General features: G+C 60.7%; 21 protein-coding genes. 15 read left to right on the plus strand and 6 right to left on the minus strand.

Annotated elements, in window-relative coordinates; genetic code table 11:
- Positions 1 to 218 precede the first annotated feature (218 nt).
- The 13 genes from ACEN84_RS11965 (at position 219) to visR (ending at position 12,543) form a co-directional block, all read left to right on the plus strand.
- Positions 219 to 1,847, plus strand: a complete 1,629-nt coding sequence (locus ACEN84_RS11965; protein ID WP_413710984.1) for a globin-coupled sensor protein — start codon at positions 219 to 221, stop codon at positions 1,845 to 1,847.
- A gap of 63 nt (positions 1,848 to 1,910) precedes the next feature.
- On the plus strand, positions 1,911 to 2,207 hold the full coding sequence (locus ACEN84_RS11970; protein WP_112713344.1) for an STAS domain-containing protein: 297 nt from the start codon (positions 1,911 to 1,913) through the stop codon (positions 2,205 to 2,207).
- Positions 2,204 to 2,569 (plus strand): chemotaxis response regulator CheY1, encoded by a 366-nt coding sequence (cheY1, locus tag ACEN84_RS11975; protein ID WP_003570362.1) that lies wholly within the window; start codon positions 2,204 to 2,206, stop codon positions 2,567 to 2,569. The genes ACEN84_RS11970 and cheY1 overlap by 4 nt, the downstream gene beginning before the upstream one ends.
- A gap of 17 nt (positions 2,570 to 2,586) precedes the next feature.
- Positions 2,587 to 4,881 (plus strand): chemotaxis protein CheA, encoded by a 2,295-nt coding sequence (locus ACEN84_RS11980; protein WP_413710985.1) that lies wholly within the window; start codon positions 2,587 to 2,589, stop codon positions 4,879 to 4,881.
- Between the two features lie 4 nt (positions 4,882 to 4,885).
- Positions 4,886 to 5,353, plus strand: a complete 468-nt coding sequence (locus ACEN84_RS11985; protein WP_112713340.1) for a chemotaxis protein CheW — start codon at positions 4,886 to 4,888, stop codon at positions 5,351 to 5,353.
- Positions 5,350 to 6,261 (plus strand): protein-glutamate O-methyltransferase CheR, encoded by a 912-nt coding sequence (cheR, locus tag ACEN84_RS11990; protein WP_112713338.1) that lies wholly within the window; start codon positions 5,350 to 5,352, stop codon positions 6,259 to 6,261. The genes ACEN84_RS11985 and cheR overlap by 4 nt, the downstream gene beginning before the upstream one ends.
- Positions 6,258 to 7,304: a protein-glutamate O-methylesterase CheB gene (gene cheB / locus ACEN84_RS11995; protein WP_112713336.1), complete on the plus strand. Its 1,047-nt coding sequence runs from the start codon at positions 6,258 to 6,260 to the stop codon at positions 7,302 to 7,304. Before cheR ends, cheB begins: the two co-directional genes overlap by 4 nt.
- Positions 7,304 to 7,693 (plus strand): response regulator, encoded by a 390-nt coding sequence (locus ACEN84_RS12000; RefSeq protein ID WP_112713334.1) that lies wholly within the window; start codon positions 7,304 to 7,306, stop codon positions 7,691 to 7,693. Before cheB ends, ACEN84_RS12000 begins: the two co-directional genes overlap by 1 nt.
- Complete coding sequence (gene cheD / locus ACEN84_RS12005; RefSeq protein WP_112713332.1) at positions 7,690 to 8,244, plus strand: chemoreceptor glutamine deamidase CheD; 555 nt, start codon at positions 7,690 to 7,692, stop codon at positions 8,242 to 8,244. The genes ACEN84_RS12000 and cheD overlap by 4 nt, the downstream gene beginning before the upstream one ends.
- Positions 8,245 to 8,260: 16 nt before the next feature.
- Positions 8,261 to 8,650: a chemotaxis protein CheT gene (gene cheT, locus ACEN84_RS12010; RefSeq protein WP_112713330.1), complete on the plus strand. Its 390-nt coding sequence runs from the start codon at positions 8,261 to 8,263 to the stop codon at positions 8,648 to 8,650.
- Positions 8,651 to 8,759: 109 nt separating this feature from the next.
- Complete coding sequence (gene fliF, locus ACEN84_RS12015) at positions 8,760 to 10,460, plus strand: flagellar basal-body MS-ring/collar protein FliF (RefSeq protein ID WP_112713328.1); 1,701 nt, start codon at positions 8,760 to 8,762, stop codon at positions 10,458 to 10,460.
- Between the two features lie 585 nt (positions 10,461 to 11,045).
- Complete coding sequence (gene visN, locus ACEN84_RS12020) at positions 11,046 to 11,792, plus strand: transcriptional regulator VisN (RefSeq protein WP_112713326.1); 747 nt, start codon at positions 11,046 to 11,048, stop codon at positions 11,790 to 11,792.
- 10 nt (positions 11,793 to 11,802) lie between these two features.
- A complete protein-coding gene (gene visR / locus ACEN84_RS12025; protein WP_112713324.1) occupies positions 11,803 to 12,543 on the plus strand; it encodes a transcriptional regulator VisR in 741 nt (246 codons plus the stop codon).
- Between the two features lie 57 nt (positions 12,544 to 12,600).
- Here visR and ACEN84_RS12030 read toward each other — a convergent pair whose 3' ends face one another.
- The 6 genes from ACEN84_RS12030 to motA all read right to left on the minus strand — a co-directional run bounded on the left by ACEN84_RS12030 (position 12,601) and on the right by motA (position 17,780).
- Positions 12,601 to 13,044, minus strand: a complete 444-nt coding sequence (locus tag ACEN84_RS12030; protein WP_112713322.1) for a hypothetical protein — start codon at positions 13,042 to 13,044, stop codon at positions 12,601 to 12,603.
- Positions 13,045 to 13,049: 5 nt separating this feature from the next.
- Positions 13,050 to 14,129 carry a flagellar biosynthesis protein FlhB gene (flhB, locus tag ACEN84_RS12035; RefSeq protein WP_413710986.1) on the minus strand — a complete coding sequence of 360 codons (1,080 nt, stop codon included), beginning with the start codon at positions 14,127 to 14,129 and terminating at the stop codon, positions 13,050 to 13,052.
- 129 nt (positions 14,130 to 14,258) lie between these two features.
- Entirely contained in the window at positions 14,259 to 15,299 is a 1,041-nt protein-coding gene (fliG, locus tag ACEN84_RS12040; RefSeq protein ID WP_112713318.1) for a flagellar motor switch protein FliG, read from the minus strand.
- Positions 15,300 to 15,329: 30 nt separating this feature from the next.
- Positions 15,330 to 15,896, minus strand: a complete 567-nt coding sequence (fliN, locus tag ACEN84_RS12045) for a flagellar motor switch protein FliN (protein WP_112713316.1) — start codon at positions 15,894 to 15,896, stop codon at positions 15,330 to 15,332.
- Between the two features lie 63 nt (positions 15,897 to 15,959).
- A complete protein-coding gene (locus tag ACEN84_RS12050) occupies positions 15,960 to 16,901 on the minus strand; it encodes a FliM/FliN family flagellar motor switch protein (protein WP_112713314.1) in 942 nt (313 codons plus the stop codon).
- Between the two features lie 6 nt (positions 16,902 to 16,907).
- Entirely contained in the window at positions 16,908 to 17,780 is an 873-nt protein-coding gene (gene motA / locus ACEN84_RS12055) for a flagellar motor stator protein MotA (protein ID WP_112713312.1), read from the minus strand.
- Between the two features lie 248 nt (positions 17,781 to 18,028).
- Here motA and flgF point away from each other — a divergent pair, with 248 nt between their 5' ends.
- Positions 18,029 to 18,763, plus strand: a complete 735-nt coding sequence (gene flgF, locus ACEN84_RS12060; RefSeq protein ID WP_112714354.1) for a flagellar basal-body rod protein FlgF — start codon at positions 18,029 to 18,031, stop codon at positions 18,761 to 18,763.
- A 17-nt stretch (positions 18,764 to 18,780) separates the two neighbouring features.
- Positions 18,781 to 20,175 (plus strand): flagellar protein export ATPase FliI, encoded by a 1,395-nt coding sequence (gene fliI, locus ACEN84_RS12065; protein WP_199626182.1) that lies wholly within the window; start codon positions 18,781 to 18,783, stop codon positions 20,173 to 20,175.
- Positions 20,176 to 20,177 lie beyond the last annotated feature (2 nt).

The following is a 20,177-nucleotide window of genomic DNA, read 5'->3' on the forward strand; positions in this document are numbered from 1 at the left end:
CTCGTTCCCACCAGGCATGACGCCGTCCCGCCGTACCGGCTCGATCCGGTATCCACTCTTTTCCGAAACAGATTTCTGTTGATGGGAGACGCCTGTCTTCCGGCCATACTGCCGGAGGCTGAAGGCCGCTTCCCTGCATTGTGCTCGTCGGATGGAGCAAAACGGTTTTTCACCGGACCAGGTCCGGATGTGGTTGGGGATAGGCATTGCGGCAGGATATGCCATCAGATCAGGCCAAGGGCGCGCAGGCAGGCAGCCTCCGTGATCGCCTGCGTTTTGCCGGCCTCGATGCCGCGCAATGCGAGCTTGTTCGCCGCCACCGCCCGCTGCTCGAAACCGAGCTGAAGAGCGGCCTCCGCGATCTTTTCCAGCGGTTCCAGGCATTTCCGGACGCCGCCAGCAATTTCCAGAACGACCGCCAGCTCGACCGGCTGCACGATCTGCAATCCTCGCACTGGGATGTGCTGACGGATGCGCGCTTCGACAGCCTCTATGCCGAGCGCGTCAAGGTTCTCTCCGATACGCAGAGCAAGATGGGCCTCGACCCGCGCTGGCACGTCGCCGGCCACGGCGTCATGCTCGAGCATATCATCTCCGGTCTCGCGAGTGATCTAGCCGGCAAGCCGCTGCTTCCGGGCGCCAAGCGCCGCGCCAAGGAAATCAGCGAGATGATGACGGCGATCATCCGCCTCGTGATGGTCGATGTCGAGATTGCTGTTTCGCTCCGCTTCAATGCTCTGCGCGCATCGCAGGGCCGCGTGCTCTCCGAGCAGCGCGAGAAGGACAAGGCAGATATCGCCCGCATCTTCGGCGACGTTATCGATGGTCTTGCCGCCCGCGACCTGACGGTTCGCGCACCCGTCGAGGCCGATGGCGCCCATGCGGAACTTGCCGCGGCCCTCAACGCCGCGCTCGACGCCGTCCAGACAGAATTCGTAGGGATCTCCGATCGCACCCAGAAGGCAGAGCTGTCGACGCGCTCGCTTTCCGAGGCATCGAAGAATTTTGCGGGTCACGCCGCCGGTCATGCCGGAGAGTTGCAGTCCTCGGCTGCTGCGCTGCAGGCAATCGCCGAAAGCGTTCGTCAGGGGGCGACGGGAAGCCGCGCCGCCGAACAGGCCGCCGCGTCGACGCGCGTTGCGGCCGAAGAGAGCGGCGCCGTCGTTGGCCGGGCGATCACCGCCATGGCCGATATCGAGCAGTCGGCGGAGAAGATCGGCCAGATCATCGGCGCCATCGACGAGATCGCCTTCCAGACCAACCTTCTGGCGCTGAACGCCGGTATCGAGGCTGCCCGCGCCGGTGAATCCGGCCGCGGCTTTGCCGTCGTCGCTCAGGAAGTCCGCGCTCTGGCGCAGCGCTCGGCAGATGCCGCCCGCGAGATCAAGACGCTGGTGACGACCACCAAGGCGCAGGTCGATGCCGGCGTCCAGATGGTCGGCCGCACCCAGGATTCGATCGGCAGCATCGTCCGCCAGGTCACCGGCATCAACGAGGCGATCGCCGCGATTGCCGTCAATACCGGCGAGCATGCCGCAAGCCTCGACGCCGTCACCGGCGAGGTGAAGAGCCTGAGCGCCGGTGTCGCCGCCAATGCCAATGCAGCCCGCCATTCGGCCGATGGTGCCGATCATCTGCACACCGTCATTCTCGAACTCGGCCAGACGATCCGCGAATTCCGCATCGCCCGCGAAAACGCCCAGCCGGCGCGCCGCGAACCGGTTCGCGCAGCAGCGCCGCGCGTCGAGATCGCCGCCCAGCCGGTGACGCTCGACGAGCAGTTCGACAACGAAGATTTCGACTTTTCCCGCCCCGCAGCAAGCTTCGGAGGACGGAATGTTTACTAACCTATCGGAATATGAGGTCCGCTCGCTTTTGCGGGTTGGACACAAGGGGACAAGGACAGGCTGATGGCAGCGAAGAAGAGCGGCAAGACGCTTAATCTTGCAGCGGTACTCGATCTCAATGAAGCGACAGCACTCCGTGATAAGCTTCTTTCCATGCGCGGCAGCGACATCGTTATCGATGCATCGGGCGTCGAGCGTGTTGGTGGCCTCTGCGCACAGGTGCTGATGGCTGCGGAAAAGACCTGGGATCAGGACAAGCAGTCTTTCAAGTTCTCGAAAGTGTCTGATGCATTCGAAAAAACCATGCAGCTGGTCGGCGTCGATATAGACCACCTGCTTGCCAAGGAGATCCGGCAATGAAGAAAAAAGTGCTTACCGTGGATGATTCACGGACGATCCGAAACATGCTTCTCGTGACGCTCAACAATGCGGGCTTCGAGACGATCCAGGCGGAAGACGGTGTCGAGGGCCTCGAAGTTCTCGAAGAGTCGAACCCTGACGTCATCGTGACCGACATCAACATGCCGCGTCTCGACGGTTTCGGCTTCATCGAAGGTGTTCGCCGCAACGAAAAGTACCGCGCGATCCCGATCTTGGTGCTGACCACCGAGAGCGATGCCGAAAAGAAGAACCGTGCCCGCCAGGCCGGTGCGACGGGCTGGATCGTAAAGCCTTTCGACCCTGCCAAGCTGATAGATGCCATTGAGCGTGTAACCGCTTAAACCCAGGAATTTCTCCTATGGATATGAACGAAATCAAAGAGATCTTTTTCCAGGAGTGCGAGGAGCAGCTCGCCGAACTGGAATCCGGTCTCATGAAAATGAATGATGGCGATCGTGATCCGGAAACCGTCAACGCGGTGTTCCGTGCCGTCCATTCGATCAAGGGCGGCGCTGGCGCCTTCGGTCTGGATGATCTCGTCGCTTTCGCCCATGTATTCGAGACCACACTTGATTGCGTTCGTTCCAACAAGCTTGAGCCTAATCAGGACGTCCTGAAGGTCATGCTGAAGTCGGCCGACGTTCTGGCCGACTTGACGAATGCTGCCCGCGATGGCGGCAGCATCGATGAAAGCCGCAGCCGCGGCCTGGTGAAGGAGCTCGAGGCTTTGGCACACGGCGAAATGCCGTCGTCGTCGGCTGCCGCCGAAGCGCCCGCACCGAAAGCGGCTGCAAAGCCTGCGCCGGCCCCGGCACCCGTTGCCGCAGCCCCGGCTCCGACCGATGATAGCGGTTTCCAGCCGATCCCCTTCTCCTTCGGCGATTTCGGCGATGAAGTAGAAGCCGGTTCCGACCTGCCGGCCTATGAGATCACCTTCAAGCCGCGCTCGGACCTCTATTCCAAGGGTAACGACGCCACGCTGCTGCTGCGCGATCTCTCCCGCCTCGGCGAGATGAGCATCTACTGCAACATGGACGCGCTCGTCGGCCTCGACGAGATCGATCCGGAAGCTGCCTACTTCTTCTGGAACGTCACGCTCAAGACGGACAAGGGTGAAGACGCCATCCGCACCGTCTTCGAATTTGCCGAATGGGATTGCGAACTGACCGTGACGCCGGTCGAGGACGCCAAGTCCGCGGAAGCTTCGAACGAAGAGCTGCCGATGATCCCGGTTCCGTTCGATCTCTCGGCCCTCGACGATGCGCCTGAAGCACCGGTCGAGCCCGCAAAATCGGATGTTGCCGCAGCCGTTGCTGCCGCTGAGACCGCTTCCAACGTCACGCAGATGGCCGCTGCCGCTGCCCGTGTCGAGAAGAAGGAATCGGCTGCCGCCGCCAGTGCCGCTGCCGCCGCAGCAGCCCAGAACAATGCCGCTGCCAACAGCGCAGGCCAGACGATCCGCGTCGATCTCGATCGCGTCGACCGCCTGATCAACCTCGTCGGCGAGCTTGTCATCAACCAGGCGATGCTCTCGCAGAGCGTCATCGAAAACGACACGACCGGTACGTCCTCGATCAACATGGGCCTCGAAGAGCTGCAGCAGCTCACCCGCGAGATCCAGGACTCGGTCATGGCGATCCGCGCGCAGCCGGTAAAGCCGGTCTTCCAGCGCATGTCGCGTATCGTTCGCGAAATCGCCGACATGACCGGCAAGTCGATCCGCCTGATCACCGAAGGTGAAAACACCGAAGTCGACAAGACGGTTATCGACAAGATCGCCGAACCGCTGACGCATATGATCCGAAACGCCGTCGACCACGGCATCGAATCGCCGGAGAGACGCGCAGCCGCCGGCAAGAGCGCCGAAGGCACCGTCCGCCTCACTGCAAAGCATCGTTCGGGCCGCATCCTGATCGAACTCGCCGACGACGGCGCCGGCATCAACCGCGAAAAGGTCAAGCAGAAGGCAATCGCCAACGAGCTGATCCCGGCCGATGCCAACCTGTCGGATGAAGAAATCGACAACCTGATCTTCCTGCCGGGCTTCTCCACAGCCGACAAGATCTCCGACATCTCGGGCCGCGGCGTCGGCATGGACGTCGTCAAGCGCTCGATCCAGGCACTCGGCGGCCGTATCAACATCACCTCGAAGCCGGGCCAGGGTTCGGTCTTTACGATGAGCCTGCCGCTGACGCTCGCCGTCCTCGACGGCATGGTCGTCACGGTTGCCGGCCAGACGCTGGTCGTGCCGCTGACGGCGATCGTCGAGACGCTCCAGCCGGAAGCCTCCGCGATCCACTCCTTCGGTGCGAGCCATCGCCTGATCTCGATCCGTAACTCCTTCTGCCCGCTGGTGGATGTCGGCCGGATCCTGAACTTCCGAGCAACCCAGGCAAACCCGGTCGAAGGCGTTGCCCTGCTGGTGGAATCCGAAGGCGGCGGTCAGCGCGCTCTGATGGTCGATGCCATCCAGGGTCAGCGTCAGGTCGTCATCAAGAGCCTCGAAGCCAACTATACCCACGTTCCGGGTATCGCGGCTGCAACGATCCTCGGCGACGGGCGCGTGGCGCTCATCCTCGATGTCGATGCAGTGGTCGGCGCCTCGCGCGGCCAGGCCTTGAAGCAGGAAATCTCCCTGGCAGCGGTAGGATAAGACGATGTCGTACGGCGTAAAAAATCTGAACCATGGGGATAGCGAGCTCATCGCTTTCCGCATCGGTGACCAGGAATTTTGCGTGAATATCATGGCGGTGCGCGAAATTCGCGGCTGGACGCCTGCAACGCCCATGCCGCATGCGCCCGCCTATGTCATTGGCGTCATCAACCTCCGCGGCGCGGTCCTGCCGATCATCGATCTGTCGGCCCGCCTTGGAATGAAGGCGGCCGAACCGACCCCGCGCCACGTCATCATCGTGGCGCAGGTCAAGCGGAAGGTCGTTGGTCTGCTGGTCGATGCTGTCTCGGATATCCTCACGGTGACCGAGCAGCATATCCAGCCGACCCCGGAAATCGCATCCGATATCCAGCGTCAGTTTGCCCGCGGCATCCTGTCGATCGACAAGCGGATGATCTGCCTGATCGAACTCGAAGCCCTCTTCCCGGAAGCTGAAAGCGAAGCTGCATGAGTGTCATGAGTGCAAAAGATGTGCGGCAGGGAAGCCCCGACGAGGTTCTGGCGAGCGGCGAATATCCGCTGACCCGCCGCGACCTCTCGGAGATCGCCGCCATGATCTATTCGGACGCGGGGATTTTCCTCAACGAGACGAAGGCCTCGCTGGTCTATTCGCGCCTGTCGAAGCACATCCGCAATCTCGGCCTTTCCGGCTTCCGCGAATACTGTTCGCTGGTGGCTTCGCCGGCCGGTGCCGCACCGCGCCGCGAGATGCTGTCGCACCTGACGACCAACTTCACGCGCTTCTTCCGCGAAAACCATCACTTCGATCACCTGCGCGATCAGGTGCTGCCGGAACTTCTGCACCGCGCCAAGATGGGCGGCCGCGTGCGCATCTGGTCGGCCGCTTCGTCGGATGGCCAGGAGCCCTATTCGATCGCATTGACCGTGCTGTCGCAGATGCCGAATGTCGCCGATTACGATTTCAAGATTCTGGCGACCGACATCGACCCGAAGATCCTGGCGATCGCCCGGCAGGGCGCCTACGATGAAAGCGCCCTGGAAACCGTGTCGCCGCAGATGCGCAAGCAGTGGTTCTCGGAAGTCGAGATCCAGGGACGCCGCAAGTTCCAGGTCGACGACCGCGTCAAGCGCCTGATCACCTACAACGAACTGAACCTGATGGCGCAGTGGCCGTTCAAGGGCAAGTTCGACGTGATTTTCTGCCGCAACGTCGTCATCTATTTCGACGAGCCGACCCAGATGAAGATCTGGTCGCGCTTCGCCGAGCTGCTGCCGGAAGGCGGGCACCTCTATATCGGTCATTCCGAGCGTGTCTCGGGCGATGCCAAGAACGTCTTCGACAATATCGGCATCACCACGTACCGCTATACGACCAAGGGCGTCGGGAGGAAGGCATGAGCGCACCTGCAAGGGTACTCGTCGTCGATGACTCGCCGACCATGCGCGGCCTGATCACCGCGGTTCTGAGCGCCGACCCCGATGTGACCGTCATCGGCCAGGCCGGCGACGCGCTGGAAGCGCGCGAAGCGATCAAGAAGCTCAATCCCGATGTCGTGACGCTCGATATCGAGATGCCGAACATGAACGGCCTCGATTTCCTCGAGAAGATCATGCGCCTGCGCCCGATGCCGGTGATCATGGTGTCGACGCTGACGCATCGCGGCGCCGAGGCAAGCCTCGCAGCCCTCGAAATCGGTGCCTTCGACTGCATCGGCAAGCCTGCTCCGGGCGATCTCCGCCCGTTCGGCGATCTCGCCGAGAAGGTCAAGGCTGCCGCCCGTACGCAGCGCCAGTTCACCCAGCGCCCGGCCGCAGCACCTGTTGCGCCGCCTGCGGTCGCCGATTTCCGGGTCGGCCGCAAGATCGTCGCGATCGGTTCGTCGACCGGCGGTGTCGAGGCTCTGATCGCGGTTCTGCAGAAGTTTCCGGCCAATTGCCCGCCGACGGTTATCACCCAGCATATGCCGCCGACCTTCACCAAAAGCTTCGCCGAACGGCTGAATCGCCTCTGCGCCCCTGTGGTCGAAGAGGCGAGGGACGGGGCTCGTTTGGAAATTGGCAAGATTTATCTGGCACCAGGAGGTGAACGACACCTGCAGGTCGCCAATGTCTCGGCGCCGCACTGCCGGCTTGTCGAGCGTGACCCCGTCAACGGCCACCGTCCTTCGGTCGATGTGCTGTTTGATTCCGTCGCGGAACTTGCCGGCCGCAACTCGGTCGGCGTGATACTCACAGGGATGGGCCGCGATGGCGCGGCTGGCCTGCTGAAGATGCGCCATGCGGGCGCACGCACCATCGGACAGAACGAGAAGACCTGCGTGGTCTACGGCATGCCCCGTGTTGCCTATGAGCTTGGAGCCGTTGAGCATCAGCTGCCACTGAATGCCATCGGCGAGGAAATCTTGAAAATGACAGCCGCCCGAAAGGAAGGGACAGAATAATGTCGATAGCGGAGAAAATTAAGGTTCTGATTGTTGACGATCAGGTCACCAGCCGCCTGCTGCTCAGCGATGCGCTGACCCAGCTCGGTTTCAAGCAGATCACCTCTGCGGGTGACGGCGAACAGGGCATGAAGATCATGGCCCAGCAGCCCCACCACCTGGTCATCTCGGACTTCAACATGCCGAAGATGGACGGCCTCGGTCTGCTCCAGGCCGTGCGCACCAACCCGGCAACGAAAAAGGCTGCCTTCATCATCCTGACCGCGCAGGGCGACCGCGCGCTGGTTACGAAGGCCGCTCAACTCGGCGCCAACAACGTGCTTGCCAAGCCCTTCACCATCGAAAAGATGAAAGCGGCTATCGAAGCCGTGTTCGGAGCACTGAAATGACAATCGAGGCAGCAGCCCGCCGTGTCCACATCATCCAGGGAGAATGGAAAGTCCTGAATGATCCGAATGCGGTTCTGACGACCATTCTTGGCTCGTGCGTGGCTGCTTGCCTGCGGGATCCCGTGGCAGGAGTGGGCGGCATGAACCATTTCCTTCTGCCGGGAACCGGCAATACGCCGATGACCGGCGGGGATGCCACACGCTACGGCGTGCATCTGATGGAACTGCTGATCAACGGCCTTCTGAAGCAGGGCGCGCGCCGCGACCGCCTCGAGGCCAAGATCTTTGGCGGGGCGAAGACGATCTCGACCTTCTCCAATGTCGGCGAACAGAACGCCGCTTTCGCCGCGCAGTTCCTGAGGGATGAAGGAATCCCCGTTGTCGGCTCCAGCACCGGCGGCGATCACGGCCGCAAGCTGGAATTCTGGCCGGTCTCCGGCCGGGCCCGTCAATATCCGCTTACCGGCGCCGAGACGCAGAAGACCGTTGCCCTCGAGCAGCGTCCGGTCGCGCCTGCCAAACCTGTTGAAAATAGTATCGAATTTTTCTGAGTTTGAGGATTTTTATATGACTTTTAATGCCCCCATCGAACCGCCCTCGCCGTTGGAGGCTCTGCCCGACCTCCTGATGCGCATCGTTTCCGAGCTGCATGACGTTGCCTACCTGATCGAACGCATCGAACCCCAGCTTCTCGAAATCGGCGGTGCCGATATCCTCAATGCGCCCGACAGCATGAAGGTCATGCAGGGCATCGACCTTGCCGTCCAGAAGACCCGCGGCCTCGCCGAATTCATCGACACGATCACCGGCGAAATCCCGCAGAACTGGACCGTCGACGTCGCAACGGCCCTCAGCCTGGTCAAGCTTGCAGAAATGCAGAAGGCCCTTGGCGGAGCCACGCGGCATGGTCATTCCCAGCCTCTCAGCAAGGCAGCAGGCGACTTCGACTTTTTCTGATCCCTGCTTTTCAAGCATGCCCTGACGAAACGCTCGCACAAGTTTCGGTCTCTATCAAGGAATGAGGCAATAAGCCTGTTTTGTCTTTGACGGATCGTGCGAGAACAGAATGAATCTGTTAAATCAATTAGTTCAGGTCATGAAGAACCTCGGTTCGCTAGGCCGGACCCGCCTGCTGGCGCTTGCGGGTGTGGGTGTTCTTTCAATAGCAATTGTTTTGGCTGCGGCCCTTTTTGTTAATAAGCCTGCCCAGGAAACCCTTTACGTCGGCCTCGACAGCCCTGATCTCAACCAGATCAGCATGGCGCTTGCCGAAAACAATATGGCATTCGAGGTTGGTACCGACGGTTCCAGCATCACCGTACCGGCTGGCATGACCGGCAAGGCCCGTCTGCTTCTTGCAGAACGCGGCCTGCCGAACAGCGCCAATGCCGGTTACGAGCTTTTCGACAAGGTCGGCTCCCTCGGCCTGACGTCGTTCATGCAGGAAGTCACTCGCGTCCGCGCGCTTGAAGGTGAAATCGGTCGCACCATCCAGTCGATCTCGGGCATCAATGCCGCCCGCGTTCACATCGTCATGCCCGAAGTCGGCAACTTCCGCAAAGCAGAGCAGAAGCCGACGGCATCGGTCATGATCAGAGCGAGCGCTGCCACAGGGCGAAGCGCTGCAAGCTCCATCCGCCACCTGGTGGCCTCGGCTGTGCCGGGGCTCGATGTCGATGACGTCACGATTCTCGATTCGACCGGCCAGCTGCTCGCTTCCGGCGACGAAGCCGGCAACAACACGCTTAATCGTTCTCTCGGCATCGTGCAGAACGTCCAGCAGGAAGTTGAATCCAATATCGACAAGGCTCTCGCACCCTTCCTCGGTATGGATAACTTCCGCTCCAGCGTGACGGCGAGCCTCAACACCGACGCTCAGCAGATCCAGGAAACCACCTACGATCCGGAATCCAAGGTCGAGCGCTCGGTTCGCACCACCAAGGAAGCCAACCAGTCGTCGCAGAAGCAGTCTGACAACGCCACGACTGTCGAGCAGAATGTTCCCCAGGCTGCTCCTGAAGCTGGTGGCGCTGCCGGTCCTCAGTCGGAAGACAAGTCCGACAAGAAGGAAGAGCAGACCAACTACGAAATCAACAGCAAGACGACGGCCACGACGCGCAACAGCTACAAGATGGAAAAGCTCTCCATCGCCGTTGTCGTCAACAAGGGCCGTATCGCCAAGATGGTCGGCGAACCCGCAGACCAGGCCAAGATCGACGCCTACCTTGCCGAGATGAAGAGCATCGTCTCCTCGGCCGCCGGCATCGACGCCAGCCGCGGCGACGTCGTGACGGTCACCGCCATGGACTTCCTCGAGAACCAGCTTCTTGACGATACCACCAGCGGTCCCCGCGTTCTCGACATGCTGAGCCGCAACCTTGCGACCATCATCAACTCGCTCGCCTTCCTGGGTGTCGCCTTCATCGTGGTCTGGATGGGCATGCGTCCTCTGGTCCGCTCGATCGGTGGCGGTGGTGCCGGCGCAGGCATCCTCGGCGACAGCTCGTCGGAATCGGCCGGCCTCGAACTGCCCGACTTCGCTCCGGCAGCAGCAGGCGGCGGGGCAGGCGGAGCGCTCATGGACGGCTTCGGCTCGGACTTCGGCTTCGACAGCACCGAGGACCTTCTCAGCCTCGGCGACGACGACGGCAACTTCAATCGCCGCGTCAAGGAAGGCCCGGAACGCAAGCTGTCTCGAATGGTCGAAATCAACGAGGAGCGCGCTGCGAAAATCCTCAGAAAATGGGCGGTCGATCACGCCGCGTAACGAACAAAGGCCGGGCAACCGGCCTTTTTCTTTGCCTGGAATAGGCCGCTGGAGCGGCCCGGCGATCCGTCAACTTGACTGACCTTTTTTGGGGGAATGATTAGCTGGCACAAGGAAAACGCATTTTGTCCGATTGTGGCAAAATGGCCTTAATCCCCAGGCGAAACATATACTCTCGATTGAACGAAAAAAGGAAATACACAGGAATTGCTTAAACGATTATCTAGTTGTTCATTAAGTACATTTTCCGATAATCATCGTAATATTGCTGATCAATATCGACACTTGGCGATATACATTAGATATGCTGATGCAATATTGACTGTTCTTGCCTCGCGCATGGCGCGAATTGTGTTGCGGAACAGAGAGAATCAATTTAGCTTTACTAGAAATTAATCGAGCGACCTCTGCGTGCGAATCAGCGCACGGAATGCGGCAACAGTAAATCCCCAGAACTCGGAGATGGCGATTTGGAGCGCTTCGCCTAGGCTTTGGTGATTCGTGTAAGGGTTGCCGCGGGCCGGAGTTGAACCTGCGCAGTTAGTGCTTTTGCAAAGATTGGTTTTGAGCCGCAGGACGCTGCCTATGGATATGCATATATTGCAGTCGCTTAAGGGCGAAAATCAAACGGCGAATTTTATTGGCCTTCAGGCGTCTAGTCTGTGTTCGCGGGACGAGTTGATCAAGCAGCTCGGCGAGATCGCGGATACCGGCCGCTTGCAACCTGCAATGCGCACCCTGACGGATTACGTCGGCGCCTCCCATTACCTGCTCGCCCGTTCCGACCTGGTTCAGGAAGACGGCCTCGATTTCATCGTTTCCTCCGACTGGCCCTTCGATCTGGTCAAGGATCTGGCCGGTGCGCTCGTCAGCGGTTATTCGCGCACGACCGAGCTCGAGAAGTGCATGCAGCTCTTCCAGCCGAGCTTCTCGCTGCTGCCCGACAATGCCGATGTGCCGGATGGCGCCAGCCGCCAGTACTGCACGCTGTCCTTCAACGTCGGCCGTTCGCGCCTGTCGCTGATGTTCCTCTTCGACGACGGCTTCATTCTTTCTCCGGAGCGCCTGCGCGACGTCGGTCTGCTGGCCGGCTATTTCGCCAGCTTCCTGCGCTGCGGCGGCACCAAGGCCGACCGCGACTTCGAACTGACCGAGCGCGAGCTCGAGTGCCTGTTCTGGATTGCCGAGGGCAAGACCAGCGACGAGATCGCCATGATCCTCGGCATCTCGCGCAACACAATCAACAACTACATCACAAGCGTGATGCGTAAGACTGCTACCAAGACGCGGTCTGAAGCGATTGCATTTGCGGTCAGGAACAGTCTGGTCTGAGAGGGGTTACATGGGGCAGCCGTCAACCAGAACGATGGGAAATACCGACATACGGTCGATGCGGGTCAGCAGGGTTTCCAGCCGCTCCGATCTTTTCCCGCGCCTCGTCGCCATGCAGAAGCTGGCTGACGCGCAGAATTTCGGTGTCTTCCGGGTCAGCGGTTCCGGCGTTCCGGCCAAGCAGCGCCTTGTCTGCGAGCTCGAGAATTGGGGACCGTCCAGCAACGCCGCAAAGGCCTTCGTCGACGCCTACGGCGAGTTCCTGCTCGAACATATCGACAAGTCTCTGTTACCGCTGACATGGGCTGGAGGCCACGACAGGGCCGCTCCTGGCCCCGCAGCATTTGCACCCTTCCTGACGCGTCTGAAGGACGGCGTGCTGCCGTTTTCGGGCATGGCCTTCCCGGTGCGCCTCGGCGCCAACGGCAACGGCTACGTCGTCTTCACCGGCGACTACATGGAACCCGGCAGCGATACGATCATCGAGCTCCACGGCCGCAGCAGCCATATCATGATGGACTTGCTCTCCCTCGACGAGCGCCGCGCGGCCGCATCGGAAGCGCTGAGCGAGCGCGAGATCGCCTGCCTGCAGCTCGCCGGCGATGGCCGCATCAGCGAAGAGATCGCCGACAAGCTCGGCCTCTCGGTTCACACGGTCAATGCCTATCTCGGCTCGGCGACCATCAAGCTGGATTCGGTCAACCGCATCCAGGCGATCGCCAAGGCGATCCGCCTCGGCTACATCAGCTGAGAGCAGAAAGCCCGGCGGGTAAACCAGCCGGGCTTCAGCACTGAATTTCGAAAATGATCAGCCGGCGAAGGCCGGGTAGGACGGGCGCACGTTGTAGCGTGCTTCGCGCAGCGCGTTCTCGAGGAAAGCGGTGTTCTCGTCCGGATCCGCAGACGGATCCTGGAAAGCGATGTGATTGATCTCGATGCCGGCGACGTCTTCGGCGAGCGTCAGCTGCGCATAGACGGTGACGCCGCGCGGCTTGATCTCGAGATCGAGCACTACTTCCGGCTTGCCGCCCCATTCCAGCGTATAATTGCCGCCCAGGCCGAAATTGACGGTGCCCGGATGGAAGAAAAGCTCGGCAGCGGAAGCCACCAGATCGGCGAGATTGCCGTAATACTCGAATCGCAGCAGCGAAATCAGGTCGGATGCGTCCAGAAGCCGAAGCTCCGTCGCAACCGGGCTGATCGCCTCAGCTAGAATTCTTTCACGCTGCGAGGAGTAGGGGCACTTCTTCATGCTGTTTATCTGACCCGCTTGTTCTTGGCTTGTGCGGCGTACACCCGGTGGATGAGCTCCGCGACGGCCTTGTAGAAGACTGACGGGATGACACTATCTATCGAGACTTGCGCAAACATGGAGCGTGCAAGCGGCGGATCTTCGAAAACGGGGATCCCTTGCTTCTCGGCTATCTCTCTGATTTTCAACGCAATGAGGTCCTGGCCCTTGGCAATGACGATCGGCGCGTCGTTTTCCTCGCGCACGTAGCGCAGCGCCACGGCAAAGTGCGTCGGGTTGGCGATGACGAGCGTTGCGCGCTCGACATTGGCGATCATGCGGCGGCGGGCGCGGTCGCGCATCAGCGAGCGCTGGCGGCCCTTGACGAAGGGGTCACCCTGCGACTGCTTGTTTTCTTCCTTCACTTCGTGGCGCGTCATCTTCAGTTCGCTGAACCAGTGATGGCGGGTCCAGAAGAAATCGGCGATCGCGACGAAGGCGGTGGCAAACAGCACGATCAGCACGATCTTGCGCATGATCGTCATCGCCCGCTCGAAGAAGGTCTGCGGGTCGGAGAACATCGAATCGATCGAGCTGAAATATTCGCTCTTCAGCACGAAGAACATGATGAAGCCGACGACGACGACCTTGAACAGCGATTTGCCGAATTCGATCAGGCCGGGCACGCTGAACATGCGCGCGAAACCCTTGGCCGGCGACAGCCGTGAAAACTGCGGGCGGATACGCTCCAAGACGACGCTAGGAAGGTTCTGGCTGAGCGAGGCGATCAGCCCGAAGCACATGAACAGCAGCATGGCGGGAGTCAGCAATACCGCGCTGACCCAGCCGAGATGCACGAAGAGAGACATGGCGTCCGGGCCGGTCTCGATCTTCCATTGGTCCGGCTGCTCGAAAATGTCCCGCAGCTGCTCGCTGACGGTGCTGATGCCGTCGGGCAGGTAGAAGGTCAGATAGACGTAGGTGGCGAGAACCGTGGCAAAGATCGGCACCTCTCGCGAGAAGGGGGTATTACCTTTCTCGGCGGCATCCGACAGTTTTTTGCCTGTCGGGTCTTCTGTTTTGCTGTCCTTGTCTTCATCAGCCAAGTGAACGGCACTCCCTGAACGGAAAAGGCCGCGACAGAGCGCGGCCCGACAGGGAAAGGGTAGTCTCCCGGCGCATGGCGATCAACCGCGCGGCGCCGGGAGGAGGTAATTGTCAACAGCTGCGGTGGCTTATGCCGCCGCCGCTGGCTCGCCCTCGGTCTCCTTGAGCTGGATCTGGCCCGAATTTGCCAGGCGAATCGCTTCCTGAGCGACGGCGCGGCGGGCAATAGCGATCTCGCGCGGGTTGATACCCGTCGTACCGCTCTGCAGATCCGATTCGATCATGCGGCGCTGACGCGGGCTGATTGAAGCGAGAACCGATTCGCGAATTTCGGCAGAGGCGCCACGCAGCGCCATCGTGAGAATGTCTGCCGAAATGTCGTTGAGCAACATGACGCGGCTGCGCTGCGGCATGAGGAGCAGATCCTCGAAGAGGAAGATCTTCGGACGAACCTTGTTGACCGCTTCGCGGCTGATCGATTCGAGCGAGGTGAGCAGCGTATCGACCTGCGGCTTGTCCATCTCGTTCATCAGTTCGGCGACCTTGTTCGAGCCGCTCGAATTCTTCTCGGCATCGATCTCGGCAAGCAGCGTCATGACCTGCTTCTCGATGATCTGCGCCGCCTTCGGGCTGACGGACTTCAGGTTGACCGTACGGTTCATGATGTCGGCACGGCGGCTGTCGGGCAGCTGCATCAGCACCTTGGCGCCGAAGGACGACGGCATCATGGACAGGATGTAGGCGATGGTCTGCGGATGTTCGCGCAGCAGGAACTTGCCGATGAAGGCCGGGTCGCCTTCACCGAGGCGATCCCAGATCGACGTCTCATAGGCCTGGAAGGCCGTACGGCGGCCGAGCAGGCTATCGACTTCGTCAGGCGTCAGGCCTTCCTCGAGAATGCTCTCGATGGCCTTGGCGTTGTCCATAAGGCCAGCGCCTTCGGTAAACAGGTCTTCAAATTCAGCGACGAGGCCAAGCAATTCATCCGGCGGAATAGCACGAAGGGCCTGTGCCGAAGAGATAATCGTCTGCAACTCAGCCTGCGTAAAATATTTCAACAGCCGGCCAGCGACTCCCTTCCCCATAGCGAGGAGTACAGCCGCTGCCTTTTCAGCCTGGGTCAACGGTTTCCCGGCAATAGCGCCGCTGAAATCGTCAAAGTCCATCATGGTCTAACCTCTCCGTCCCTAAAACCGGGATCAGGCTTTTTTGGTACTTAAAACTTCTATCAGTTTTACGCCGAAACGCGTGTCGTCATTTTCCAGAACGGTGATTTCGCCGCGTGCAATCTTGCGGCCGTTCACCATGATATCTACGGGCTCGCCGATCCTCTTGTCGAGCGCGATCGTGGCGCCCTCGTTGAGGTTCATCAGGCCGGAAACCTGCATGCGGCTGCTGCCGAGCATGATCTGGACGTCGATCGGAATGTCCATGATCAGTTCGAAATTCGAAGACAGCGCGCTGCCGAGCGGAGCAGGTTCGCCAGAGCCTGCCTGGAAACCGGTATCACCGAAATCCGAGCTGCCGCCGAAGTCACCGCCGCCAAAGGCCGCACCGGCATCGTCGTCACCACCGAAGTCGCCGAAGGTCGAAAGGTCGGTGCCGGTGCTGAATGCATCGGCGTCGCCGCCGAATTCCGGGAGACCGCCTTCGGAATCCTGCTTCAGGACACCGCGAAGATCATCGATCGCCTGATCGAGGTCAGCCTCGTTGCCCGGAAGCTCCAATGACAGATCGTCGTTCTGCTGTGTTTTCTTCGTAGCCATGAAATCACTATTCCAGTTGAAACTTGCCTCAAGCTGCCGTGGCAGCGAAATGGCGGGAACCGATTAATTCATTAAGTGGCGGATCAGCTCGTCGTCCGAGCTCATCGTATCCTTGACCCGGACCGTGTAATTCTCGCCGGAACGCCCAAACTCGCACACATACAATTCCTTGCTGTTGGCGCTGACCTCGACCCGGACATCGCCGGAATCGCGGAAAGGAATGACATCGCCGGCGGCAAGCTTGGAGATCGTGCGCAGCGTCAGGTCCTGCAGGCGGATCTTGGCTTCGAGCGTCACCTGCGAGCGGCGAACCTGCTCGCTGATCTGCTCCGTCCAGGCGGCCGACTTCGAGGCCTGGCTCTTTGCCTTCGGCGCCGAAATCTGTGTCTTCAGCAGGGCTTGCTGCAGCACGATCAGCGAGAATTCCGAGGTGATGCCGGCAAGCGTGATCGACATGTTGATCGCCGCGCCAAATTCATCCGCCTTGTCGTCGGCAGGCTTCGGGCGGTTTTCCAGCGCATGCGGCAGTTCGAGCGCAGGCTCGAAGCCACCAGGCGCGTTGACCGCAGAGCGCAGCACGCCGGCAATCTTGTCGAACACCATGACCGCAAGTTCGAGCTCGATCGCCGAAAGCAGGCGGTCGGCCGGCGGTTCGATCGTTTCGGGCGCCGCACCAAGCAGGCTTTCCATCAGCGTGATGACGAAGCCGTTGCCGCAGGCAAGCGTGATATCCTGGGACCAGTTGCGCAGCGTCGCATCGACCAGCGTCGAGTTGGCGCCGAGATCGGCAATCAGGTCGTTCTTGTATCCGGAATCGCAGCCGAGATAGGCGATCGTCACGTCGAGGCCGGTCTCGCTCTTGAACATGTCCGGCATGAATTCGATGTAGACGTCCGCGAATGCGGCGCAGAGTTTTTCGATTGTAGCCTTGTCGCCGAGACGGCCAGTAAGCTTGGCCAGCAGTGCGGCATTCATTGCCGGATTCTCTAGTGCAACGTTGTTCATGGTCGCTTAGGCCGCCTTGTTCTCGCCACCCGGGTTCATCATTTCCTGTTCGACCGCGTCGATCGACGGACGCTCGTAAGCGGAGATCGTCTTGCGGCCGTATTCGAGAGCAACCTGCGGTACCGAGCCGTTCATGTAGGCCAGCAGCGTCTGCTTCACGATGACGTAGAGGCGGTGCTGCTTGGAGCGAACGATCTTGATCTGCGAGCAGATCGGCGAGCAGACGCAGTAAGAGAGAAGAATACCGAGGAAGGTGCCGACGAGAGCCGAACCGATCAGGTGACCGAGGACTTCAGGCGAGTCGTTGATGTGCGCCATGGCCTTGATAACGCCGAGAACGGCCGCGACGATACCGATAGCCGGGAAGGCGTCACCCATGGTCTGGATGGCGTGGTAGGGCTTCAGCTTGTCGTGCAGGATGGTGTTGATTTCTTCGTCCATCAGTGCCTCGATCTCGTGGGAGCGGGCATTGCCGATGATGATCAGGCGAACGTAGTCGCAGATGAAGGCCGTCAGTTCCTTGTTCTTCAGAACCGTCGGAGCGGTCTGGAAGATCGAGGATTCGGCCGGATTGTCGATATGCGCTTCGATCTCGTTGCGCGACTTGGTGCGCAGGTCGCGCATCAGCGAATAGAGAACGCCGAGCGTGTCGAGATAGTTGCGCTCCTTCGGAACGGTGTGCTTGAAGGCTTCGCCGAGCGCCTTGCCCGAGTCCTTCACCACCTTCATCGGGTTACCCATGATGAAGCTGCCGAGACCGGCGCCGCCGATGATAACGAGCTCGAACGGCTGAAATAGTGCCTCGAGATGGCCACCCATGGCCATGAAGCTGCCGATGATGCAGCCGAGCGTAATCACAAATCCGATAATGATATTCATCGTCAGTCACACCTGATCGTTATTTTCACCGGAAGGGATAGGGTTGCTGGCTTGCGTCAGGCTGACGGCAGGCCGCAGAAACCGGTTTTCTGCGTGCCAGCTTCGCACAAGGAATTGCCGTCAGATTGGAGATGACGAATGGGCGAATCTCGCCCGTTTCTGAGATGCCGCCTCAGCGGAAGCCGTCGTCGAACGACAAGGAACCCGGCTTTCGTCCCGTTCATCGCCAATGCCAGGAGCTTACCCCGATGCAGTCCGGTCTTTATGTTTCTCTGTCGTCACAGATGGCACTTGAAAAGCGTTTGACGACCATCGCGGACAACATGGCAAACGTGAACACGACGGGCTTCCGCGGCACGGAAGTGAAGTTCAACCAGATCCTCAGCAATACCGACAACAAGCTGAACGCCAAGGTCGCCTTCGTTTCGCAGGGCAACGACTATCTCTCCAACGAGACGGGCGAACTGCAGCACACCGGCAACATGCTGGATTTCGCGATCAAGGGCGACGCCTGGTTCTCGCTCGATACCCCGGCCGGTCAGGTCCTCACCAAGGACGGCCGCTTCACGATGAAGGATACGGGCGAGCTCGTGTCGGTTCGCGGCTATCCGGTCCTCGACGCCGGCGGCGCGCCGATCATCCTCAATACGGCAGGCGGCGAGCCGAAGGTCGGCGCTGACGGCAATATCTATCAGGGCGGCCGCCAGGTCGGCTCCATCGGCCTCTTCGAAGCCGATATCTCCAAGGGCTATCTCCGCTACGAAAACAGCGGCGTCATGACCACGGAAACGCCACGCACCGTCACCGACCGCTTCAATATCGGCGTCGAGCAGGGCTATCTCGAAAATTCCAACGTCAACGCCATGCGCGAAATCACCCAGCTGATCGAAGTCAACCGCGCCTTCGAAAGCATCGCCTCGCTGACGACGGATAGCGAAAACTCATTCGGCGAAGCGATCAAGACGCTGGGCGGCAGCCGCTAAGCGGAAGGGTCTGAGACATGAGCCAGACACCGCTCACCGAAGGCGCGCTTTCGCCGAAGCTTGGCCACCTCGCATCGCTGGTCGAGCGCTACAGCAAGCCGGAATTCTCCGTCGCCCATGGCGGCCATGTGCAGACGATCGCGGCGGGCCACTATACCGTGACGGGCCTTTCCCGGCATGTCCGACTCGGCGAATTCGTCGCCCACAAGTCGGCAACAGGTATCCATCTCGGCGAAGTCGTTCGCGTCGAGCCGGATCTCGCCTATGTCTGCCCCATCGAGCCCGGCGAGCCGATCGGCATCCACGACACGGTTATCCGCAAGGGCGCCTTCCGCATTTCGCCCTCCGAAAGCTGGTGCGGCCGCACGATCAACTCGCTCTGCGAGCCGATCGATGGTCTCGGCCCGGTTGTCGAAGGTCTCGACCGCCGCTCGATCTCCAATACCGCCCCGCCGTCAATGACGCGCCGCCGCGTCGACAAGGGCTTCAAGACGGGCGTTCGCGCCGTCGATATCTTCTCGCCGCTCTGCCACGGCCAGCGCCTCGGCATCTTCGCCGGCTCCGGCGTCGGCAAGTCGACGCTCTTGTCGATGCTCGCCATGGCCGATGCCTTCGACAAGGTGGTGATTGCGCTGGTCGGCGAACGCGGCCGTGAAGTGCGCGAATTCATCGAGGATACGCTCGGTGAGAACATGAAGAAGTCGATCGCCGTCGTCGCCACCAGCGATGAAAGCCCGATGCTGCGCAAGATGGCGCCGCTGACGGCGGTAACGATCGCCGAATATTTCCGGGACCAGGGCCAGAACGTCCTGCTCATCGTCGACAGCGTCACCCGTTTCGCCCATGCGATCCGCGAGGTCGCGACGGCGTCCGGCGAGCCGCCGATCGCCCGCGGCTATCCGGCCTCGGTCTTCACCGAATTGCCGCGTCTTCTGGAGCGCGCCGGTCCCGGCCCCGAAGGCACGGGCACGATCACCGCGATTATCTCGATCCTCGTCGATGGCGACAATCACAACGATCCGATCGCCGACTCCACACGCGGTATTCTCGACGGCCACCTTGTTCTGCAGCGCAGCCTGGCGGAAGAGGGGCGCTATCCGCCGATCGATCCGCTGGCCTCGATCTCGCGTCTCGCCCGCAAGGCCTGGACGCCGGATCAGGAGAAGCTGGTCTCGCGCCTGAAGTCGCTGATCCACCGTTTCGAGGAGACGCGCGACCTTCGCTTGATCGGCGGTTACCGCCCGGGTGCTGACCCGGATTTGGACATGGCGGTCAAGCAGGTACCAATTATTTACGATGTTTTGAAACAGTCGCCGGGCGAATCGGCGTCGGCAGATGCCTTTGCTGATCTCGCGGCTGCGCTCAAGGCTGGGGCAGCCCCGCCCAACCAGCCTGCACCCAAAAGAGGTTAGAC

The organism is Rhizobium sp. Rhizsp82, from assembly GCF_047325115.1.
Lineage (GTDB): Bacteria > Pseudomonadota > Alphaproteobacteria > Rhizobiales > Rhizobiaceae > Rhizobium.